The sequence below is a fragment of the Limosilactobacillus albertensis genome, assembly GCF_014145555.1.
Taxonomy (GTDB): domain Bacteria; phylum Bacillota; class Bacilli; order Lactobacillales; family Lactobacillaceae; genus Limosilactobacillus; species Limosilactobacillus albertensis.
The window spans coordinates 56,916-81,086 of record NZ_JACIVD010000076.1; the positions used below are offsets into that span (position 1 = coordinate 56,916).

Sequence of the window (24,171 nt, forward strand, 5' to 3'; positions counted from 1 at the left end):
ATAATTCCTTTGTTATGGTGTACCATCTATATTGTACCGAACAAGTAATGTATTATGAAAGGAAAATTTACTAAATGTCATTAAATGTTTTTTTAGAACTAGTGGAGATTAAGGCGAAAACTGCTAGTATTTTGCCGATGCTGCTGGGGGTATGCCTTAGCGCTTATTATTATCACTCCTTGAACTTAATGAATTCCGTTTTGTTTTTCATTGCAATGTTGTTGTTCAATATGGCAGTTGATATGATGGATAATTATAATGACTATAATCACGCAATCGATACAGTTGATTATAAGAAAAATACTAATATTATTGGGCGGGAAAATATCTCGCCACGATTAGTATTAGGTCTTCTTCTTACTTTTAGTATTGTTGCTGGCCTAATCGGGATCTACTTAGTAACACGTGTCGGCTTACCATTGCTGTGGATGGGGATCTTTTGTTTTGCAATTGGAATTTTATACTCTTCAGGACCTTTCCCATTATCTGGTTTGCCGGTTGGTGAATTTGCCTCTGGTTTTACCATGGGATTTATGATTACGTTGATTTCAGTATTTATCAACGCTGCTCCCCAATTTACATGGACGTGGGCAAATATCGGGGTTGTATTTTTAGTTGCTTTACCAGATGAACTATGGATTTCTAACTTGTTATTGGCTAATAATATTTGTGATGCGGGGGAGGACGAGGACAATCACCGGCATACAATTATTCATTTCATTGGTCAGCGTAATGGTCTATATTCTTTTGCAATTAAGAATGTCCTAGCGTTTTTAGCAATTATTTTTGCTGTTGTTCTGCGCTTGGCTCCCTGGACAGTTTTGCTTACGCTGTTAATTATCCCATTTGTTATCAAACAGACGCGAATGCTATTTGCTAAACAGGTAAAAAAAGAAACGTTTCCTTGCGCGGTTAAAATTTTATTAGTAGGATCACTAGTCCAAGTAGTTACATATGCAATTGGTTTGATTTAAAAAATAACTTTATTTTCGACAAAAACTCCAAGAATCGACGTTAACAAGTCAATCCTTGGAGTTTTTATATACTTTCTTTTTATTTATCACCAAAATGCAGTGCCGCAGCTCCCCAATTCAACGGCTGGTAATGAACTTTCTTAAAACCAGCAGCCTTCATCATTCGTGCCAATTGATGAGCAGAGACAAATTGCTGGCTGGTCTTTTTCAAGTATTGGTAGTCTTGATAATGCCCGCCAGCTAAAGATGCCATTAATGGGAAGGCGTTGAAATATGCTTTCCATCCTAACCGAACGACTGGATTAGTTGGCTGTGACATTTCGAGGCTTACAAATTGACCACCTGGCTTTAAGACGCGGTAGATTTCACTCAATGCTTGGTCAGCGTCGGGCACGTTGCGAAGGCCAAAACCAATTGTAACAATATCAAAAGTATTATCATCAAAAGGCAGGTGCATCGCATCCCCCTGAATTAAAAAGAGGTTGCCAATCATTTTTGTCTTTTCAAAAGCAAGCTTAAGCATTTTTTGGTTGAAATCTAATCCGGTAACACGACCGTCAGGAATCCGCTTAGCTAATTCAATTGCTAGGTCGCCGGTTCCGCAGCAAACATCAAGGGCATTGGCAGTTGGCTTGATTTGCAGCTGTTTAAAAAGGTCATGACGCCATAGCTTTTGTGTTCCAAGGCTAATTACGTTATTTAGCAGGTCGTAACGTGGTGCAACCCGTGAAAATAGGTCATTTACTTGGTGTTCATTTAATAGTTTATTTGTTTGAACCATAATTGTCTCTCTTCTTTTTATTATTTTGCAATTTGTTTCTTCGGCTTAACAAGCATGACAAGGATAAAGTTAATAAGAAGGGTTAATCCTGTAATGATAAAGACCATCTGATAACTAGAAATCCCGGAAATAAAGGAACCGAGGATTGAACCAAGAACAGCTCCTGCAGCTTGGAATGATTGATTATAACTAAAAATTCGCCCGAATGCTTCAGTTGGAACATCCAGAGTCAGAACGGTCTGCGTTGCAGGCATTAAGGCGGCGTTTGCTAATCCGAGGATAAATCGCCAAAATGCTAATGCCCATGGTGAGTGAGTAAAGGTCATTGGAATAAATAAGATGAACGCGGTCATAATTCCAATTCGTAATACTTTTTCAGGTCCGATCTGATCCATTGTATGACCGACTTTTGAAGCAGCAATTAGCGTCCCCAATCCCGGCGTGGCAGCAACGATTCCTGCAACTAATGCAATATTACCATGTCCGCCCATTAGTTGACGAACATATAAACTAATAATCGGGTCAATTGACATTGTTGAAGAAGTAACGATCATTGTAGTTAGAAACATTACGATAATAAGCGGCGGATTTTCAAGGTTGTGCATGATCTCTTTCATTGGTTTCATGGCTTCTTTTTTGATTGGGGTAAAATGCTCAATCGTTAGTAACCATGTACTAAGAAACACACAAAACATAAGGCCGCCAGTGATGAAAAATGGAATTCGGTAACCGAATATCCCAGATAGGAAACCACCCAATAAGGGGCCGACAAGATTACCAGCAACCCCGGCAGTTGTCATGGCAGCCATTACCCATCCGGAACGATTATGGGGAGTTTCACCAGCCATCATTGCGGTTGCGTTGTTAATATAACCGGAAAATACTCCTTGTAAAAATCGCATTCCGATAATCATCCAGACACTGCGGGCAAAACCGATTGCGCAAATTGTACAAGCCATTACACCAGACGCCCGCATACACATTAATTTCCGTCCTTTTTGATCAGCGAGGTTCCCCCAGAAAGGTGAGACAATCGCTTGACTAATAAAGGTAACGCCAAACGCTAATCCGGAATAGATGTTTAATTGAAAGCGAGTAAAACTACCCAACTCAGCAATAAATAATGAAATAAACGGCATCGTCATCGAGTAGCCCATCCCGGTGATAAACGCGCCGAGCCAAAGGGTATAAAAAGTTCGGTGCCAACCGTGAGGAAACTTTCCTCTTGCGACTTCCGAATCCATTTTGAATATCATCTCCTAAATTAAATGTGTTCATGCATAAAATATTATTATAACAAAATAAGCACAAATCTTCCTCTTCTGGAATAGATAAGGATAAAATCATTAAATATCTTTACCATTCTTTTGAAGAAATTTGCTATATTATTAATGAAGAAAGAAAGGGGATATCATTAGTGAAAAAGAGGATTGCGGTTTTTTCAGATACCCATGGAAATTTAACAGCGCTGCAAGCAATGTATCAAGATAGTATTCAACAACGTGCAAACGAATATTGGTTCATTGGCGACCTATTGATGCCCGGCCCAAGTGTCCGTGCAATCTGGGATATTTTGCAGGAAATGAAGCCAACAGTTATTGTGCGGGGTAACTGGGATGACCTTGTTGTTAGAGGGGCTCGTGGAATGATGGATATGGAACGTCCGTCACACATTTACTTTGCCCGGCTTGCCCAGTATGTTGCCGAACATTCTTCGGAAAATATGATTGATGAGATTGCTCGCTGGCCCATGCACGTCACGAAACGAGTTGGCGGACTTAATTTTGGTATTTCGCATAATTTGCCGTGGCTTAATATGGGACAAGATTTATTTCCAACACAAGCAAGTACAAATTTCGATAAATTATTTAATGTTGCGGGAGAACCGGTAGATGTAGCAATATACGCCCACGTTCATCATGACTTGCTGCGTTATGGCAGTGATGAACGAATTATTCTTAACCCTGGAGCAGTTGGAGAGCCGTTTAACCATTGGCAACCGCTTCAAAGAGACCTGCGAGCCCATTATTTAATGCTAGAAGTTGATGATATTGGGTTAGCAGAGACTAGCTTTCGTCATGTGCCATATAGTCGGGATCAAGAGAAAAAAATTGCAGATAATAGTGACCTCCCTTATCGTGATCTCTATAAAAAAATGATGGTTACTGGCCGTGCTTATACTCATGATGACGACTTGTTAACTAAGTATAATAGCCAGTACGATTATGCGGATGAATACCGTAAATACGCGCTAAAAATTAATGGTTAAGAAAAGTCAAAATGTAATGCGAAATCCTTGTATTTTTTGTAAGTATCAGTAATAATATAAAATGAAAAGAATTCGCAGATGTTTTAATTTTAAGCAGTAATGTAGTAGATATAGTTTTTAATATATAAAAGGAGAACTACTGAATGGCAAAAAAGTCAAAGATTGCTAAATTACATCACCAAGAAGCTTTAGTAAAGAAATACGCAGAAAAACGCAAGGAATTAAAGGCAAAGGGCGATTACATCGGTCTTTCTAAGCTTCCTCGTAATTCTAGCGCAGTTCGTCTTCATAACCGTGACCGTTATGATGGTCGTCCACATGCATATATGCGTAAATTTGGCATGTCACGAATTAAGTTCCGTGAACTCGCACATAAGGGACAAATTCCTGGTGTGCGTAAGGCCAGTTGGTAATAGATAGCTATAGTGATATAAGCTAAAACACTGATAAGTATTAGGCGGACTAGTTAGTGATTTTAACTATTATGTTTATAACATGCACGATGTCCGCGTTAGCTTACTCAAAAGTTGAGCGAAAGGTTTTGCTTTTCGCTCAATTTTTTTAAATTAATTGTCCAATTACAAGCGAATTTTGATAAGCAATTATGCAATCTTAAGCAAAAATTTTGATATTCTTCCAAAAAAATCGATTTTTTAGCTTCGTTTGGAGTCAATAACTGCTATACTAGGATTAGTATGACGAGTAAAATCGGGCGGTGGAAATATAATGAACGAAAAAGTAGTTTTTGATCAACTAAATAAAGATGTTGCTGATCAAGCACGTGTTAGACAAACGTACAAGTACTTTAATGGTACTGAGCGTTCTAAGGGCCTTTATGATGAGGCGATTAGAATGGGGGAAGATGTCCTTCAAGAGCACAAAGAGGGACATAATGAGCCTCAGGCAATGGTCGACCTTATCGATCAGGCGATTTATAACTCACGTAAGGCGTTAAATGGACAGCAGACTGATAAGCATTCGCTTCAAATGCAATTATCACGCGCTGGTCAATTCTTACGTAGTCAGGAGTTCACGGGTCTCCCAATTAAAACACAGCAATATTGGGAACGTGAGATTGCAGAAGCTCATAATATTGAGGTTGCTTCAAACACTGATCAAGCAATGGCTAATAAGACAGCGATTAAGGTCGCTACAATGTTTGATACAATGGAACAGATGCGTCCACAGTTAATGAAGGAAGCGGCTCAACAACGTGCAGCCCGTGCTAAAAGGGCAATTGCGGCTCGTAAAGAGGCTGAAAAAGAGCGTAAGAAGCGGGAAGCAATTCTTGCGGAACAAAAAGCGCTTGCTGAAAAGGCGGCTAAGGAACATAAAAAAGAAAAGAAATCACCAAAGAAGAAAAAGTCTGGTGGTATGCGCGGCTTTTGGTCATTCCTTGGCTTTCATAAGAGTAAAAAATAATTATAATGTAGAGGGTGAGGAATTAATCGATTTTCTCACCCTTTATTGTTAAAAAATTTAACGAATAGAAAATAAGGCTGACGAGGATAAAGAGAATGAGGAATAACTATAAAAGTGTTTTTGATATCATCGGTCCTATTATGATTGGACCGTCAAGTTCACATACTGCCGGTGCGGTTCAGATCGGGAGGGTAGCAAACAAGCTTTTTGAAACCATTCCGCCAAAAGTAACAGTACATTACTATGGGTCCTTCGCCCAGACTCATCGTGGACATGGGACGGACTATGCAATTGCAGCTGGTATTATGGGCTTTTCCGCCGATGATTCGCGAGTTCCGCTTGCACCGACGATTGCCCGAAAACGAGGGATGGACTTGCGATTCGTTGAAGAAGTTGGCGAAAGTCCAATTCATCATCCCAACACTGCCATCTTAAAAATGACTGATGGCACGAAGAAAATAACTGTTGCAGGCTGTTCAATTGGTGGCGGTGCTATTGAAATTAGGGCTATTAGCCTTAATGGGGTTGACATTTTGCCAGCCGGCCCGCTACCAATAGTTATTTTTCGGGATTACAGTAAAAAAATGGCAAATGCGCTAGCAATTAACGCGGATTTAGAAGAAAAGGCGCCATTTACACGACGACAAGTATTACGAGCAGAGAACTGCGATATTTATGTTTATGACATTCAAAATAAAATGCAGCCTGATACGATTGCCTATTTTGAAAATAAATATCCAAATATAGTTTGTCTTTAAAAGATGGAGAATGATTTATGTATGAGAGTGTTAGAGATTTAGTGCATGTTGCGAAAAAACGGAAAAAAGCCTTATCAGAATTGATAATCGAAGAGGAATGTCATGATTCTGGAATTAGTCGTAAAAAAGTATGGCAACGAATGCGAATAAATTTGTTGACGATGCAAAATGCAATTAAGCAAGGCGAAACAGGGGATGGTGTTCGCTCACGGACTGGCTTAACGGGTGGTGAGGCAATCAAACTTAAAAATTATCGTGAACGTGGCAAGACATTATCTGGAGATGCAATGATGGCGGCTGTTGAAAATGCTGTTGCAACGAATGAAGTTAATGCCGCGATGGGAGTTATCTGTGCAACCCCAACAGCTGGCTCATCAGGAACCTTGCCAGGGACATTATTTATGTTAAAGAAGCGGTTGCAGCTAACAGAAGAGCAGATGATTCGCTTCTTATTTACTGCTGGCGGATTTGGGCTGATTATCGCTAACCATGCTGGAATTGCCGGTGCAACTGGCGGCTGCCAAGAAGAAGTTGGTACAGCTTCAGCAATTGCAGCTGCCGCAGCGGTTGAAGCTGCAGGAGGAACACCTGAACAAAGCAGCCACGCTCTAGCAATTGCACTAAGCAACCTTTTAGGACTGGTTTGTGACCCGATTGCTGGTTTAGTCGAAGTTCCTTGTGTTAAGCGAAACGCAATTGGGGCAGGTAATTCATTAATTGCCGCCGATATGGCATTAGCGGGTTGTACTAGTGCAATCCCCGCTGATGAATGTATCGTTGCTCTTGACCGTGTGGGACGATCAATGTCAGTTGAATTACGTGAAACAGGGATAGGCGGATTGGCAGGAACACCAACGGGTCAAGCGATTAAAGCACGGATTTTTGGAAAAAAGCTTTAATTTCTTAGAATTATTCTAAAAAAGCTTGCAATAAAAATTAAATCGATTATACTTAAGGTGTAGTTAAGAATGATTCTAATTAAGGAGAGGATATATATGAATTTTGTTGGACACGAAATTGAAGACTTTAAGGTAAATGCTTATCAAGATGGTGAAACTACCGAAGTATCAAAGAAGGATGTTTTAGGTAAGTGGAGTATTTTCTTCTTCTACCCAGCAGATTTCTCCTTTGTTTGTCCTACCGAATTGGAAGCCTTACAAGATAAGTACGAAGACTTTAAGAAGGCTAATGCAGATATTTATTCTGTTTCAGAAGATACCGAGTTCGTTCACAAAGCATGGGCACAAGCTTCAGAAAAGATTGGCAAGATTAAGTACCCAATGCTTGCTGACCCTGCTGGTAAATTAGCACGGATGTTTGACGTCCTTGATGAAGATGCTGGTCAAGCATATCGTGGGGTCTTCATTGTTGATCCAGATGGAATTATCCAATCCTACACAATTAACAACATGGGTATTGGTCGGAGTGCTGACGAAATCTTACGGACTCTTCAAGCAGCTCAATTTGTTCGTGAACATGGTGACCGGGTATGCCCTGCAAACTGGAAGCCTGGTCAAGATTCAATTAAGCCAAGCCTTGACCTAGTTGGTAAGCTTTAATCTGGTGAGTGAAATGGCAGAACAACATTTATATGATTTGATCATTGTTGGTGCTGGTCCAGCTGGTTTGTCTGCCGGTTTATATGCTGGCCGGGCGACTTTAGATACCCTGATTATTGAAGGGGATACAGTTGGCGGACAGGTAACAACGACTTCTGTGGTATATAACTACCCAGCTGTTGAGAAGATTGATGGTACCCAACTGATGAATCAAATGCAAAAACAGGTTACTGATTTTGGCGTTGAGATTAAACACGATGAAATTACTGACTTTGATATTGACGGTGAAGTTAAGACATTAGTCGGTAAGAATGGACAAAAATATACCGCGCGAAGTGTCATTATTGCGACAGGGGCTAATCCGAAAAAGATTGGTTTCCCAGGTGAAAATGAATTTCGTGGACGGGGAATTGCCTACTGTTCAACCTGCGATGGTGAATTATTTACCGGTCTTCAAGTCTTTGTTGTTGGTGGCGGATACGCAGCCGCTGAGGAAGCCGATTACTTAAGTCGTTTTGCTAAACATGTCACTGTTTTAGTTCGTGGAGACCATTTTAGCTGTCCGGTATTGACTGCTAAGCGCGCTCTTGATAATCCTAAAGTAAGCGTTGAATATAATACTGAAGTCAAAGAGGTAAACGGGGATGATTATTTAACAACCGCGACCTTAGTTAATAATAAGACTGGTAAAGAAAATGTTTATCATGTAGATGATGGCGATCAAACGTTTGGAATGTTCATCTATATTGGGACGCAGCCAGCAACTAAACCATTGGCTAATACCTTAGACTTAGATGATCGTGGTTACATTAAAACTGACGAAAATGGCAAGACAAACGTTAATGGGGTATACGCTGCCGGGGACGTTATCGAAAAGAATTTACGCCAGATTGTTACCGCCGCCTCTGATGGTGCAATTGCCGCCACAGCAGCGGAACGATACATCATGATTCAAAAAGAAAAACAGGGTGTACCAATCCATGCTGAGATCAATAAGAAACCAGCAAAGCCAGTTGGTCAAACAAGTGAACTTGATCAACAGGAAAATACTACCCCGCACGAAGGTAATTGGCTGCCCGCAGAAATCGATCAACAATTACAACCGATTTTTGCCCGCTTAACCAAGGATGTTCAATTATTAGTCCTAACTAATGGTACTGACCTTAGTGATCAATTAGTTAGCTTTGTTGACGAATTTGCATCTCTTGATAACCACCTTCATGCTGAAAGAAAGCCAGCGCCAACAAATGTAAAATATTTGCCACAGCTGCGCTTAATCGATGCTGAGGGTAATGATACAGGTTTGCATTATGCCGGAATTCCAACTGGTCATGAACTGAATTCATTGGTTCTTGGCGTTTATAACGTTGCCGGCCCTGGTCAAACTATCGCGCCTGAAATGGTTGAACGCATTAAAAAGCTGCCTGCCACAAATATTCGGATTGGCGTTTCACTTACTTGTCACTTCTGTCCAGATGTAGTTGCTACATGTCAACGAATGGCATCATTAAATCCAGCAATTACGGCAACAATGATTGACTTGCAGCATTTTCCTGAGTTACGGAAAGAAAAGAAGATCATGAGTGTGCCGGCGACGATGATCGGTGATGATCCAGTTATCTTTGGTAGCCAGTCATTAGAAGAACTTGTAAGTGCTGTTGAGAAACATCATCAAATATAAATATCTAAAGAGGTTGAGCCGTTTCGACTCAGCCTTTTTCTTATACCTGGAGGGTAATTAGGGGAATGATATAATGCTTGCTTATCTAGGGGTAATTCATAAAGTGGTAATAAGAAAAAAGTGAGTGTGATGAAGACACTCGATAATTACGTGTTGTATGCTGGAGAGTCATCTTATCAATTGATAAAAGCTGAAAAAGCAGGCTCCTTAACTAGATACATGAAATAGTTATCATTTGTTGGTTGAAAAATAAATTTAATCTTTTTGCAACAATCCTCATAAAAGCTTTATTTATCAATGCTAAGAAAGTTTAAAATGCTGTTAATTGCTGAAAAAAGGCGAAAAGTTTTAATTATATATTGATATTTATTTAAATCCTGTTATTCTATAAGTGTAGATAAGTTATATATAATTTATCGCATGGTAATTATTATAACAATGCAGAGAGCAAAGGTTTATTGCTATGACTTAACATTTATGCAATGCTTGCTTAATTACTTACAGTAATACTCGATGCATTGTCTAAAAAAACTGACTTACGATAGTGGTGTCGTAAGTCAGTTTTTTTGTTAGCGCATTTTAAATTCATTTATCATCTTGTAATTATATTTAGAATGTTTTATTATATTTGTGAATTGATGTTTAAGCCATATGTATCAACCATCTATCAATAGAGAAGTTTAATAAATACTTATTAATCGATTTCTGTTGACTAATAATTAACCTTCTTTTATTAATGGATCGATCAGTAAAAAATTACTGTAACTTATGGGAGGAGTTTGTATTGACTTCAAAAAACAACCAGGTTGAGCGATTGGCTAAACGGATGCCACTAACTCAACGCTTTGCATTACGGAAATTAAGTATTGGTGTTGCCTCGGTCTTGCTGGGGACAAGTATTGCGATGGGGCTCAATGGTGAGATTGCACATGCTGATATGTCAAATAATCAATCCGTAACGATGGATAGTTCTTCAACCCCGGTACCGGCATTAGTGTCTATACCAACTGCTGGTAATGATCAGTCAGCTGCTTCCTCAACAGCTGCCGATGATATAAAGGCAACTGTTCCGGTCGATGATTCAGCATACACTGTTAATAATGTTAAGGCTAGTTCACTACAAGGCAATGGTACTGATCATACGGGTCAAACAAATTTATCATTTGACCTTAATGTTGATATTGCCCATCATGATATTAAAGCGGGTGACTATATCAATGTTTCGATGGGAATACCATACCGATTGACGGCAAACAATCAGCAATATACTTTGTCTTATGGCGGCAGTGCTAGTCAGCCGGTACCGATTAATGTTGAATATCAGACGACTAGCGGGCAAAACTATTCTTCCGTTATTGGTTACATGCGTCCAATAACTGCTAATAATCGTTCATACGCGGTTTCAAATCACCAGTCACCGGTACCTGATCCGCAAAATGTAACTTGGCGGCCAGCTACTAATGATAATAGCCTCGGAAGTAATGGTAACGGTGGGGCAAATGATTCTTATCAAATAGTTTTCAATGATAACCTCACAAATATTAAATCCCAGTATGGTGATGCAAATCTTTCAATGGCACGGATGCATTTTAATTTGACCTGGCATAATATTACTGGTTTTGATCTTGATGAGGCACCATTAGACACTCGGTACTTCCACCTGTATTCAGCCACGGCTGCTGTCCCGCGGATTTTAGTGCCAGAGAATGATATTCAAATCGGTGATAAAAAATTTACCAGCGGATTTAAGATTCCAATCGTCGCAAAGGCAAACCTAAAAGATAACTTTAATCAGACTATTCTGCCAGAAAGTGCAAGTAAGTATGCGGCACATACTTGGTATTATAACCTGCAAACTCAGGAGTGGACCTTAGGAGATGAGGCGCTTCGTTATCCTGATCATGTGGAAGCCGTTGGATTAGCTAGTCAAAATGCGGATGGAATTAAACTCGGCCAGCAATTTACAATTACTGTAACCAAACCAGCGCAAAATGATTATGTAGATTATCAGTTTATCAGTAATGATGATGTAAAAGCAGCAATTGAAAAGAATGTTGTTACTGATTTCCAAGATTACAACTTAGATCCAGTTACAGGAGCTACCGATACATATGTCACGCGGAAAATGCTCTCAGCGCTCCCTCCGCAGGTTACTGTTGAGAGTAGGGATGCTAGCGATGGCTTAACAAGAACTTATACGATTAAAATCGATGGTAATTATCAAGGATTTAAGAAAGATAGCGGCATCGGGTTAATTAGTTGGCGGCCTAAAGATTTAAATGGTGTACTGCCACCTGAAAATATTAAGAGTCCTAATGAAGATCGGATACTAACGAAAGGGTATTACCAGGGAGTCGCATTACGTAACACCGGATTACAAAGCTTCCTTGAACAGCATCCGTGGGAACTAACGGTTACTAATAATCAAGGGCAAGAACTTCTAAATCAGCAAGCTGGTTATTATATCCAACCATATGTTTACCGTGATGACGTGACAAGCAACAGTGGCTTATTGACGGGAACTGTAAATAACGTTGAAAATCGGCAGGTTAAAGAAACTATTCACTATGTATTTAAGGATAGCGGGAACGAAGCGGCACCAACATATACTGCTAATTTAGGGTTTGCGCGAATCAACGAAAACGGCACATGGCAAGCTTGGACCCCTGTTAACGATACTTTTGATGCTGTGGATGTTCCAGAGATTGCAGGATTTCATGCGGTCGATGAGAGCGGTAATCCTGTAAAGGCGATTGACAAGATAACTGTTCAGCATGATTCACCAGATATCGATATCACCGTTTATTATGTTGCAGATCCGCAATTGCTTACCTATACGGTTATTGATGATGATACCAAAGCGGTTTTAAAAGACCATGTTTTATTGGCAAAGGGATTAAGCGATGAAGCATTGCCAGCATCAACTTCAAATGATTACCAAAAGATTATTGATGGCTATCTTGCCAATGGCTACTACCTTGTTAAAGCAGATAAGTTGCCAGTAGCTTTTGATAATGACACGAGTGTTAATCAAAATGTGACGATTTATATTGCTAAGAAAAATCAGCTGCAAACTGATAAGCATCAAGTAACGCGGACGATTACCTATTATGACAAGAATACGGGTAAACAGCTCGCTATTAAGCCGGTTACGCAAACCGTCACCTTTACCCGCCAGGCAATTATTAGCGGGGCAAATGGAACCGTTGTTGGGTACACGCTTAATGGAAAACAAGATAAGAATGGTAATTATATTGTCGAGGAAAAAGATGGCAATAAAGCCTGGCAACTATCAGCTGGTAACTGGGCCGTTTCAGTTAACCCGGTCTTAACTGCTAAGGGATATGATTTAGCGGAAAATGAAAGTGGTCAATCTTATCCTGAAGTCGCAGCAGCGCAACCAACTGCTTTAACTGCGGATCAAGAAATTAAAGTCTTTTATCCGGAAAAGGTGTTAACCACTAATGAGCAGGCGGTAACAACACGGACAATTAATTACGTGTATGCAAATGGTCCGTCCAAGGGCAAGGAGGCTGCACCAAGTAAGCACCAACAAGTTGTATTTGAACGTACCAAGAGTGTTAATCAGGTAACTGGCAATACTGAATACGGAAATTGGACTGCGACTAACGACCGCTTTACCGCTGTTGTTTCGCCGACTATTAAATATTACGTTCCTGATCAAGAAGCAGTAGCAGCTTTCAGAGTAAAACCAGGTGATCCGGATGTCCTCGTTACCGTTGACTACAAAACGGCACCAAATGCTGTTACCTATACTGTAATTGATGATACAGATGGCAAGACATTAGTTGATCACCAAGCATTAGCAAGCGGTTTTGCTGAAGAAAAATTACCAGCAGGTGCCGATAATACCTACAGAACAGTAATTAGTCACTACCAGCAATTGGGTTATATTATTGTTAGCCAAGATAAGCTGCCAGCGATTTTTACACATGAAGATCAGAATATTGTAATTCATATTTTGCTAAAGAATAGCTTGCAGGCTGAACGGCAAACGACTACCCGGACAATTACTTATTACGATCGTTCAACAGGTAAACAAATTATGATTGACGGTATTACTGAACCGGTAATGCAACGGGCAACGTTCTTGCGCCAAGCAATTGTTGCTGGTCCAGATCACCAAGTCATTGGTTATACAATGGATGAAAAGCAAGATCATAATGGAAATTACCTGATTGAAGTGCCGGCAGGAGATGCGGATCAAGCCTGGAAATTGGTAAATGGCGGTTGGCCTGCTTCTCCTAACCCAGATCTTAGCTATTATGGCTACGGATCTGCAGAAAATGAAAGCGGCAATGACTATCCGGTCGTTTTGGCTGGTAACCCAACGGCATTAGAGCCAAGTCAAAGTATCAAGGTATACTATCAACCACAAATTAAATCAGGTGAAGAATGGACCAACGCACTGCGGACGATTCATTATGTATATGCAAACGGTCCGCACAAGGGTCAAACAGCTGCTCCTGACGTTCAACAATTAGTAACTTTCGCTCGGTCAGTGAAAACTAATGAAGTTACTAAAGAAATTAATCGCAGCGAGTGGCAGGCATTACAATCTGAAACGGTTAAAGATGGTAAGACCGTCACTGAAAAGGATTCAACAAGCTTTGCTACGGTTGATTCACCATCAGTTACTGGCTATACTCCCGACCAAGCAGTAGTTGCCAATGAACTTGCTATTCAGGGCGCACAGCCAATCGAAGTAACTGTAAATTATACTGCTGAACCGCATAAGATTACTTATTCCGTAATTGATGACACAACAAACCTAACACTGATCAATCACGCACAATTAGGAACAGGATATGCTGATGAGCAATTACCGCTTGCAATTAATGAGGCTTATCAAGATGCGGGAATGCATTATGAGCAGCTAGGCTATAAGCTTGTTAGTCAGGAACAATTGCCAAGCACATTTGCAGATCATGATTTAAATGTCGTTATTCACTTAGCTCATGGAACTAAGAAGGTAACAGATCAGCGAGTAGTTAATGAAGATATTAGCTATCAATTCGTGGATGGCGGAATAGCAGCGCCAACATATAATGCAGCCCCAATTGTCTTTACTAAGAACGGGGTAGTAGACCAAGTAACAGGAAAGACTAACTGGCAAGCATGGGAACCAGTAAACAATCACTTTACACCAGTTATTTCGCCATTGGTTGATGGTTATGCTACTGAAACTTTGCAAATTGGCGAGCAATATGTAACTGCTGATAGTCAAGACCTTCATTTTATTGTCTTGTATTCTAGAAAGCCGATTGTTCCGCACACAACACCTGAAAAGCCTGATACGCCAGTCGCGCCAATTAATCCAAATACGCCGACCTCTTCAGAAACTTCATCAAGTACGCCAGCTCAACCGAGTGATACGCCGAGGTCTGATGTACCGGCAACCTCATCTTCTGCTAGTGTACCAGGCTCATCAGCGGTACCGGATTCAAATATTCCGGTAATACCTGAAAAACCAACGGTACCGCCGTCATCTGCAACGCCAAGTTCAGATGTTCCAAGTTTACCAGAGCAACCTGCTGCCCCAACTAGCAATGTACCATCGACAGCGTCAGCAACACCTGCTTCAGAAGAGGGTATTCCTGATAGTACCGCCCAGCCGCAAGCTGCTAAGACAGTTGTTAGTGAACCTGCTGTACCAGTGACAGTTCATGCAACAGCTAGCGAAAAGGCTGCTGATAATACAAGTCAACCGTCAACAACCGAAAAATTACCACAAACCGGTAACCAGCATCAAAGCATTTGGCGGATAATTATTGGTGCATTCCTTGGATTATTTGGTATTAGTTTGGGAAAACGACGAAAGAGAAATTGATGATTTTAAGAAGGAATTAACAAAAACTTTATAACAAGCGAAAATTATAGCGTCCTCTAAGTAGATTGGTGAAAAAGCCTTTATATTTAGAGGACGCTTTTTTGGATAAGAAAGGCTGGTATTAACTTATCAGCCTATTACTATTTGAAACTATCACTTAGAAATCCTGAGTTTTTAATGAAGGCGGATGTTATGGTATCATTAGTTTATTACGATAATCACTTATTATAATAACTAATTAAATTTGACGGAGGAATTATCATTGACAGTTCATATTACTAATCTTTATGGTCAAAGCTTCCAAAGTACAGCGCAAATAGCGCAAAACCAAACGGCCCAAATTGGTCGCAAACTGGGCTTTAATGAACTTGGAATTTATAGTTATAGTTGGCCGGATGAGCCGCCAGTTGCTTTAGATACACGGTTTGACGGTATTATTGCTTCAGTTTCTAATAATGATACAGTTATTTTCCAGTCGCCAAGCTGGAATTCGATTGAATGGGACCAAGCCTTCATTGATCATTTAGCACCTTATAACGTTAAGAAGATTATCTTTATTCATGATATTATTCCGTTAATGTTTGAATCAAACCGTTACTTAATGCCACAATTTATTGACTATTATAATAAGGCTGATTTAATTATTGCCCCTTCACAGCCAATGGTCGATTTCCTTCGTACAAAGGGATTAACGGTGGAAAAGGTGGTGTTACAGCACATGTGGGATCACTGTGCTAGCGTTGACTTGACAGTGGCACCGCAAAATACAGGGGTAATCAATTTGGCTGGAAATCTTGAAAAATTTCAATTGGTAGGGCACTGGAATTACCCTGATAATCCCCTATATGCCTTTGCAAAGGTAATTGATATCGACCCAATGGATAATATCAAGTTTATGGGATGGCAATCAGATCCGGTTTTATTATCAAAATTACGGCATAATGGTGGATTTGGGTTAGTTTGGTCTAATGAATCATATTGGAAAAAATATATGTACCTTAATGCTAATCACAAATTGAGCACCTATTTAGCTGCAGGATTACCAGTTATTGTCAATGAAAACATTGCTGAAAGTGAAACGATTTTACGCAAAGGGTTAGGGATTGTAGCTGATAATTTAGATGAAGCGATGGCAAAAGTACAGGGAATGGATGACCAATCATATAATCAGATGGTTCAGCGGGTAAATGACTTTGCTCGTCTAATCCGAGAAGGATACTTTACCAAAAAAGCTTTAACGGAAGCAGTGTTTGACCTATATTACTAACATAAACGGAGATAGTTGAAACGTGAAAGAAAAAAGTTCAGCTATTGTTCCAGTATGTAGTGTGAAATTAGCAAACTTATAATAAAATTTTAGAGCTATTAGTTTGATTTATGTTAACAATAATCAATAGATATGAGGAATAATCGTGATAGAGAAAACGCAAGTAAAGAATCTAATTAATCGAGTTGGAATGACGCTGTTTATCTTAGCTGTTTATATCCTTGGGTGTACTGTTCCCGTACCATTAGCAAGGGCTTCAGCTACTTTTCACCATGTATTAGCACATAGTTCAGTTGGAATTATGAGCTTTATGAGCGGGGCAAACTTCCAACGCCTATCGCTGTTCATGGTGGGGCTAAATCCTTTAATGATTGCTATGCTGATTATTCAATTGTTAACGATGCTACGACTTTTTTACTTCGATACTCTTTCGATGAACCAACTAATGAAAATCCAACAATGGCTGACTTTAGCCTTTGCAATTATTCAGTCAACAGCTGTAACGCTTGGATTAAATATTACTGCAGGGACATTGGATAGTTTAGCGGTTATCTTGATGCTTACTACGGGAAGTATGTTTGTAGTGTGGCTAGGAAACATGAATATGAAATTCGGTATTGGCGGAACCATTACTTTAATTTTATTTAATATCATTTCGGGATCTTTCCCAACACTTTTACGATCGATTAAAAATTTAGCCCAGCAGTCTTATGGGCCGCTCTGGTTATCACTGGCGGCAATCGCTGGTTGCATTGTCTTAATCTTCTGGGTATCTTTTAACCGCGCCTATTATCCTTTGAAAATGATTAATACTTCAATGAGCAGTCATGACCGTCCCATTGTCTTGCCGATTGGTTTAAACATGGGAGCAATGATGACCTATATGGTAGGAATGTCCCTCTTGATGGTACCAACTATATTAGCTAATGTTTTGGGCCCCGAATCGTTATTTGCTAATCCCTATTTTGATATGGTAGTAAGCGGAGTTTTAGCTTTTGCCTTATTTTACTTTTTTACATTTGTTCAATTTGACCCTAAGGCACAGGCTAAGGCGATGCTGCAAGGCAATAACTATATTTTAGGCATTCGCCCTGGTGAACCGACAAGAAAATATTTACAACATATTCTCCTCCACATTGCCTTTGTAGGTGCAATTTTAAATGCAGTACAGCTTAGCTTTGGTTTGCTGGGGGGACAGGTTTTAGGCAATTTTGCTGGCCTTGCAATCATTCCAATGAATATGATCATGATTGTAATGTTTATGCAAGGGATCAAAGACCAGCTCTTGGTATTGATGTTCCCATTAAAATATGAACGATTAATGAAAGAAGAATAATTATGAACTACCTAGTTCCTGCCTGGCATCGGCTGCTTGATGACTGGAGTTGGACTATTCCACGAATTGAATTTGATGATGCGGTTAGTCACATTAAAGTTTTTCAAGAAAGTCAAGTGCCATATTCATTAGTAATTACAGATTACCAACCACAATTATCAACTAAATTAAATCAATTAACGGTTTCCCCATCTGAAATCTTGAATGTTTTTGATTATTTACAAGGGATTGATCATCTGGATAATCAGATAGTAACTTACCATGATTTTACTTGGCCGGCTGATGCATATTTTGACTTTACCAGTTTCCGAATAATAGTAATAGTAAAGGGACGCCTTTATGCCAAAATAACATTTGATACACAAGGCAAAATCCTCTGGGTTGATTATTTTGTTAACGACAAGCGTACTCGCCGTTTGCTGCTCGATAGTCGGGGCTTTGTTTCTCGTGAAGAGTTATTTGATGACCATGACCAGCCGATTCAACATATTTACTATGATGAACAAGGCTATTGGCGGATTAAACATAACCTCAGCACAGACCAAGTAGAAGTAAATGATTTATTTTCAAGTCTAACTAAGCAATTGCATTATGACCACTTAAGCGAATTGATAGTTGAAGTAGTTCAAGACCATTTGCTATCCCGCTTTAATTTTGACGAGGACAATTTAATTGTGACTTTAGACGACCAAGCTCAAATTGATCCGGCTAAATACCTACAATATCAGCCATTGTTTTCGCTTAGCCACTGGCATCCCTATCAGCAGAGTCTAGCAAAAATCAATGCTAAAAGTGGTGATAGGTTAAAGTTATTAGCAGACAATGAAGAAACGCATGCGGTCATAAAGCAGCAAACGGATATTGATGCACCGATCATCCCGCTTTTTCAATCGCGCTTTAACCTAGGGCACAGTCAGCGATTAAGCCAAGAGCGAATAGGTTTATTTATTGAAAATATGACTGATGAAGAGGTTCATCAAGTCGTCGAACTAATCTATCAACGGTTAGTCAAGAAACCGGCTGCGGAAGCTTTAACTATTTTGACCTATAGTGTTGAAAAAATGCAACTAGCGCAAAAATGTATTAACCAGTTAAAGGATAAGCATCAGGGCGAATTCATTCTTGCTAGTGAAGCTCCTGATGAAGTTGAAGAGATTCTAACTAAGCAGACGGAAATTCCTAAATTAACCATTGATGCTCAAAGAATTACAACCCCAGCTGAGATTGGCCGGCAGTTTGACTCGCTACGAATAATAATTGACTGGGGAACAACACTTGATGAGTTTTTACAGATCACTGCTATTAGCACCGGAATACCACAATTATGCCGGCAACCTAATCGGCGGGTTAAGGATTATAAAAATGGGATTGTTTGTTCAACTATCCCCGATATTAACGACGGATTAAATTATTTTATTGGTAACTTAAAACACTGGAATCAATCATTAGTTTACGATGTTCAACTAATGAACCAGTATTCTGCTGCTGAATTAATGACTAAATGGCAGCCACTATTAAAAAAGTGAGATGATATAAGTGCAGGTTTTACAACTTGGTGCAGAAAATTGGGCCGATAAGTACCATCTTCCAAGTGAGATTACTTGGATTTACAACCAATATCCATTAGAGAAAGTTAAACAAATTGACCTTGTTATTATTACCGCAGGGGTCCGATTAGCTGATTGTCTATGGGAAAAAATGCACTGGCAGGTTGATCCTTACCGTGTATTATATGAGCCGTTAGCTGAAAAAGAGCTAAGTTCGGCTGGACAGCATTTTTTGGCTTCTCAAGAGGCACGACAGATTGTTGAAGAACCGCAAGAACTAATTAATAATTTGACTATTCGCTATTTTTCCGGACAGTCAGGAATGCGGATTCCGCCAACTAATTTATTGCTTGGTTCATTTGAAAGTACCTTAATTGATGGCGGTCATCTGCGAGTTAATGTTGATACTAATCACTGGGTAAAGATCGGAAATTACCGTCAACAAATTTATATTGATCCTAACCGCCTATTAAAATTTAATCTTGAATATAATCAGGAGACAGATATCAAAGTTCGCTTACGGTTATTTATTCAGGAAGGTGGAGGAGATGGAAATTTAGCTAATAATTATCTTCTGGATTTTTCAACGGCTGATGAAGAACAAATCCTGCCGCTAAAACCAGCAAATATTCATCGATTTGCTAGCGTGGGACTTGAAGTAATGGGGAAAGGCGAACTTACTATTGGGATGTTACATTCACGCTGGTCTAGGGATGGAAAAGGAGAATTCCTACCAGGGGGTAAACGTTTGGTAGATCCTGATACCGGTGCTGATATTGCTTATTATTTTAATCCTGGGGACTTGCGACCACCGTTACATGTTTATTTTTCAGGGGCAAGAGAACTAGAAGGTTTTGAAGCTTACCCGCTTTTTCGCCGTAATCATACACCAGCGTTATTATTTACTGACCCTCGCTTGATGGTTGGTCAATTTTATACTGGTAAGGCGATTGAGAATCAAATCAAGGTTACAATTACTAAAACCTTGAAAAAATTAGGGTTTAGTCGGCAGCAGCTAGTGATGAATGGAATCTCGATGGGAACCTATCCGGCTATTAAATTAGGAGCGCAATTGTCAGCTTACGCGATCAATGTTGCTAAGCCAACCGTTAATTTAGGCCGAGTAGCTATTCGTGCTAGGTTACAACGTCCTGATGAATTTGATACGATTTTTGACATTGACCGTCAACTAGTATCAGAATTAACGGCTACGCAATTGACGCAACTCGACACTGATTTTTGGAAATTGATGGATAAAAATGATTTAACCCAGACGCGTTTTTATGTCGGCTACATGGCTAATGATGATTACGATGATTTAGCAGTACCGCGAATGCAAACCAATGGGGCAATCCAACAAGCTCCATTATTTGTTAGCAAAGGTTTTCCAGGCCGTCATAATGATGATCCATCGGTGGTTTACTGGTTTATTAGTAGGTTAGCGGAAATTAATCAGGCATTTGGAAGAGGAGACTAAGAATGCAACAGTATGTTAATCAAGGCTATTGGGAACCAACTAACGAATATCCTGCTGGCTCACAGGTAACAATTAATGATGATGCAAGTGTTGAGTTTCATAATTCTCTTATGGCTCCTGGCAAGGTCATTATGGCATGGGAGTCGGTGCATTCATACCAAGCAACAAAATTAGTTCCCCAATTACCAATATTGCGTAATGATCATCATTATCGGCTACGGGTAAATGCTCAAGCGCAGCCCATCTATTCCTTGATTATACGGATAACTTTTTTTGATGCGCAAGAACATGAGATTAGTCATTTGGAATTTCAGCAAAAGGCGCTTGAATTTGTTTATCCGGCATCAGCTGTACAGTATCGGGTTGAATTAATTAACAACGGACTCACCGATTTAACTTTTCAACGCTTTGAAATTTGCGATGCTGATCTTCCAGTAACTGTGCATGAAGATGTCTGGATCCATAATCTGCTAAATGAAAATAAGCCAGGAAAGTTGAATGTTTTATTAGTTGCTGATAGTAAGCGGACGCGTAAAACCTTAGGAGGGCTTAAGGATTATAGCCCATATCGGGTTCAACCGATTAGTATTGCCTGGCAATCGAATGTCGATTCCGTAGAGACAATAAAAAGCTGGTTGATTAATAGTCGCGAATTGAACGCTAATGTGATTAGTACGACTCCCAAGCTTGATCATGTTGCGCTAAGCTTAAAAATGGCAATTCCATCGATTACGGCTGTGGTTACTAACCGTGTAACTTCTGATTCTGACCTTGCCGATGTGACTTATCCTGTAGTAGTGCCGTTATTTTGGAGTTCATCAGTGTTGGTTAATCCTGATTGGCCAATTATTTTTTCTACAATTCAAAAAATTAATTCGAAAGAAGAATAGTCAATGGTACATGATAGTTATCGTTTAGTAAAAATTAAACGCATTTTACGTAAGGTTAATGCCCTAACCTCCCAGATGCGCGCAATGAGTGACAAGGAGCTTCAGTCCCAGACACAAATTTTAAAGAGTGAGTTAGCCAACGGTAAGACAGTTGATGATATCTTGCCCCGTGCTTTTGCTACTATTCGGGAAGCGGACTATCGCATTTTGGGAATGTTTCCCTATGATGTTCAAGTAATGGGTGCCATTGTCTTAAATCAGGGTAATATTGCAGAAATGAAGACGGGCGAAGGGAAGACATTGACGGCGACGATGCCGCTATACTTAAATGCGTTAACCGGTAAAGGGGCAATGTTACTAACTCCAAATGATTACCTTGCTCAGCGTGATAAGGAGCAATTACAGCCAGTCTATGAGTGGTTAGGACTAACGGTGAGTCTGGGCTTTTCGACAGATGATCAAAAGGCAACACCAAAAATTAAGCGTAGTTGGTATAATGCTGATATTACTTATACCACTGCTAGTAGCTTAGCCTTTGATTACCTTTTTAATAACCTAGCTACCCGTCGAGAAGATCAATATTTACGACCATTTAACTATGTTATTATCGATGAAGTTGACGCAATCCTGCTAGATGAAGCAACATCGCCTTTTGTGGTGTCAAGCCGGCCAACCGTACAATCAAATCTATATGGACTTGCTGATGAATTTGTACATACTCTTCAACCTAAAATAGACTATAAATTAAATGAAGACCAGAATGCAGTTTGGCTAACTCTTCACGGTATTCGTCAAGCACAACGGTTTTTCAGAGTTCCTGACTTGTTTACCAATGAAACACGTGAAATTTATCGACATATTGCATTAGCATTACGAGCGCACTTTATTATGAAAAACGGCCATGATTATTTGGTTAGTGAGGGGGAAGTTGTTCTTCTTGATGAAGCTAATGGTCGTTTAAAAAAAGGAGTTAAAGTTAACACTGGATTACATCAAGCAATTGAAGCTAAGGAACATGTTGACTTAACCCCTAATCAGCAAGTGGCAGCCTCGATTACTTTCCCGAGTTTATTTGGTTTATTTAATAAAATCTCTGGAATGAGCGGAACTGCTAAAAGTGATGAACACGAATTCTTTGAAGTATATAAGATGCGAGTAATCCAAATTCCGACTCGCAGACCAGTGATTCGCCATGATTATCCCGAAGAAATTTATGTAACTACCCGCCAAAAATTAATCCAGGCGCTTGATGAGGCGATTACGCTTCACAAGGCTGGCCGGCCGATTTTGTTGGTTGCTGGTTCAGTAGAAAATTCTGAGATTATTTCCGAATTATTGTTGGATCGCGGAATCCCGCATAATGTTTTAAATGCTTTTAATATTGCACGGGAGGCTGCTATTATCAAAGATGCCGGTCAAAAAGGGGCGGTGACTGTCGCTACCAATATGGCTGGACGGGGAACTGATATTAAACTTGGTTCTGGAGTTAAAGAACTTGGTGGCTTGGCGGTTATCGGGACCGAAATGCTGCCAACACGGGTGAAATTACAGCTTGCTGGGCGGGCAGGACGCCAAGGTGATCCCGGATCAAGCAAATTCTATATTTCCCTTGAAGATAGCTATCTTGCGCAAAACAGTACGAAGCGATTTAAAAATTACTATCGTCACTTGCAAAAGCGATCAACGAATAGGGCATTAAAAAGTCCTCGTTTAAAAATGAGCATTATGATGCTAAAAGATCGGGTAGCGGCTAATCAGCAAATGTCACGGAGCAACGTTAATAAAAATGAAGCTGCCTTAAAGATTCAGCGTCGCGACCTTTATCAGCGTCGTGACCAGTTAATGGACAATCCGCACCTGGAAAAAGTGGTAGGTAAGTGGCTGCATCGCGGAATCTCACTATATTTGGCTAGTAAAAAGCAGTGGGATGCACAGGATCTTCGGCGTTTGATGAATCAGCATTTTACTTATGAGGTTGTTGAATTACCAACTGATCTGGAATACAGCATAACTAGTTTACAAGCATACTTGGAACAATTTTGCCAGACTACCTTAAGAAAACATGCGCAAAAACTAGTTAATCGTCAACAATTGAACCAGTTTTATCGAACGGCACTTCTTAATGCTCTTGATAGTAGCTGGATGGACCAAATGGACTATTTATCCAAACTAACAGCAAGGGTTCAGCCATGGGGAAATGCCCAGCGTAATCCAAACTTCTTATACCAGGAAAAAGCCTACCAAGCATTTGAAAAGATGTTTGATTATGCGGCACAAAAAACAGTGGATAATTTGATGCTAAGTAATATCGGTTTAAATGATGATAATAACTTAGTCGTTCATTTCAATTAACGGAGGG

General features: G+C 39.8%; 17 protein-coding genes. 15 read left to right on the forward strand and 2 right to left on the reverse strand.

Annotated features, from left to right (window positions below; genetic code table 11):
- The first annotated feature begins 74 nt into the window (after nt 1-74).
- Nucleotides 75-974 carry a prenyltransferase gene (locus H5S41_RS11260; protein ID WP_182603371.1) on the forward strand — a complete coding sequence of 300 codons (900 nt, stop codon included), beginning with the start codon at nt 75-77 and terminating at the stop codon, nt 972-974.
- 79 nt (nt 975-1,053) lie between these two features.
- Here H5S41_RS11260 and ubiE read toward each other — a convergent pair whose 3' ends face one another.
- Both ubiE and H5S41_RS11270 read right to left on the reverse strand, forming a co-directional pair.
- Nucleotides 1,054-1,755: a bifunctional demethylmenaquinone methyltransferase/2-methoxy-6-polyprenyl-1,4-benzoquinol methylase UbiE gene (gene ubiE / locus H5S41_RS11265; RefSeq protein WP_182603372.1), complete on the reverse strand. Its 702-nt coding sequence runs from the start codon at nt 1,753-1,755 to the stop codon at nt 1,054-1,056.
- Nucleotides 1,756-1,775: 20 nt separating this feature from the next.
- On the reverse strand, nt 1,776-2,999 hold the full coding sequence (locus tag H5S41_RS11270; protein WP_510609832.1) for an MFS transporter: 1,224 nt from the start codon (nt 2,997-2,999) through the stop codon (nt 1,776-1,778).
- A gap of 173 nt (nt 3,000-3,172) precedes the next feature.
- Between H5S41_RS11270 and H5S41_RS11275 the strand changes: the two genes are divergently transcribed.
- The 14 genes from H5S41_RS11275 to secA2 all read left to right on the forward strand — a co-directional run bounded on the left by H5S41_RS11275 (nt 3,173) and on the right by secA2 (nt 24,164).
- The gene (locus H5S41_RS11275; RefSeq protein WP_182603373.1) at nt 3,173-4,024 is read left to right on the forward strand and encodes a metallophosphoesterase family protein; all 852 of its coding nucleotides are present in this window, start codon (nt 3,173-3,175) and stop codon (nt 4,022-4,024) included.
- Nucleotides 4,025-4,167: 143 nt separating this feature from the next.
- Entirely contained in the window at nt 4,168-4,437 is a 270-nt protein-coding gene (gene rpsN, locus H5S41_RS11280; RefSeq protein WP_003667006.1) for a 30S ribosomal protein S14, read from the forward strand.
- A 313-nt stretch (nt 4,438-4,750) separates the two neighbouring features.
- The gene (locus H5S41_RS11285) at nt 4,751-5,446 is read left to right on the forward strand and encodes a hypothetical protein (RefSeq protein ID WP_182598700.1); all 696 of its coding nucleotides are present in this window, start codon (nt 4,751-4,753) and stop codon (nt 5,444-5,446) included.
- Between the two features lie 95 nt (nt 5,447-5,541).
- Entirely contained in the window at nt 5,542-6,204 is a 663-nt protein-coding gene (locus H5S41_RS11290) for a serine dehydratase beta chain (RefSeq protein ID WP_182603374.1), read from the forward strand.
- A gap of 17 nt (nt 6,205-6,221) precedes the next feature.
- On the forward strand, nt 6,222-7,103 hold the full coding sequence (gene sdaAA / locus H5S41_RS11295; protein ID WP_182603375.1) for an L-serine ammonia-lyase, iron-sulfur-dependent, subunit alpha: 882 nt from the start codon (nt 6,222-6,224) through the stop codon (nt 7,101-7,103).
- Nucleotides 7,104-7,199: 96 nt separating this feature from the next.
- The gene (ahpC, locus tag H5S41_RS11300; RefSeq protein WP_153710659.1) at nt 7,200-7,763 is read left to right on the forward strand and encodes an alkyl hydroperoxide reductase subunit C; all 564 of its coding nucleotides are present in this window, start codon (nt 7,200-7,202) and stop codon (nt 7,761-7,763) included.
- 13 nt (nt 7,764-7,776) lie between these two features.
- Nucleotides 7,777-9,444 (forward strand): FAD-dependent oxidoreductase, encoded by a 1,668-nt coding sequence (locus tag H5S41_RS11305; RefSeq protein ID WP_182603376.1) that lies wholly within the window; start codon nt 7,777-7,779, stop codon nt 9,442-9,444.
- 784 nt (nt 9,445-10,228) lie between these two features.
- The gene (locus H5S41_RS11310) at nt 10,229-15,295 is read left to right on the forward strand and encodes a mucin-binding protein (protein WP_182603377.1); all 5,067 of its coding nucleotides are present in this window, start codon (nt 10,229-10,231) and stop codon (nt 15,293-15,295) included.
- Nucleotides 15,296-15,557: 262 nt separating this feature from the next.
- Nucleotides 15,558-16,562 (forward strand): sugar transferase, encoded by a 1,005-nt coding sequence (locus tag H5S41_RS11315; protein WP_182603378.1) that lies wholly within the window; start codon nt 15,558-15,560, stop codon nt 16,560-16,562.
- Nucleotides 16,563-16,707: 145 nt separating this feature from the next.
- The gene (secY2, locus tag H5S41_RS11320; protein ID WP_182603379.1) at nt 16,708-17,898 is read left to right on the forward strand and encodes an accessory Sec system protein translocase subunit SecY2; all 1,191 of its coding nucleotides are present in this window, start codon (nt 16,708-16,710) and stop codon (nt 17,896-17,898) included.
- A gap of 2 nt (nt 17,899-17,900) precedes the next feature.
- Nucleotides 17,901-19,424, forward strand: a complete 1,524-nt coding sequence (asp1, locus tag H5S41_RS11325) for an accessory Sec system protein Asp1 (RefSeq protein WP_182603380.1) — start codon at nt 17,901-17,903, stop codon at nt 19,422-19,424.
- 10 nt (nt 19,425-19,434) lie between these two features.
- A complete protein-coding gene (gene asp2, locus H5S41_RS11330) occupies nt 19,435-20,922 on the forward strand; it encodes an accessory Sec system protein Asp2 (protein ID WP_182603381.1) in 1,488 nt (495 codons plus the stop codon).
- Between the two features lie 2 nt (nt 20,923-20,924).
- On the forward strand, nt 20,925-21,812 hold the full coding sequence (gene asp3, locus H5S41_RS11335; RefSeq protein WP_182603382.1) for an accessory Sec system protein Asp3: 888 nt from the start codon (nt 20,925-20,927) through the stop codon (nt 21,810-21,812).
- Nucleotides 21,813-21,815: 3 nt separating this feature from the next.
- Nucleotides 21,816-24,164 (forward strand): accessory Sec system translocase SecA2, encoded by a 2,349-nt coding sequence (gene secA2, locus H5S41_RS11340; RefSeq protein ID WP_182603383.1) that lies wholly within the window; start codon nt 21,816-21,818, stop codon nt 24,162-24,164.
- Nucleotides 24,165-24,171: the final 7 nt, after the last annotated feature.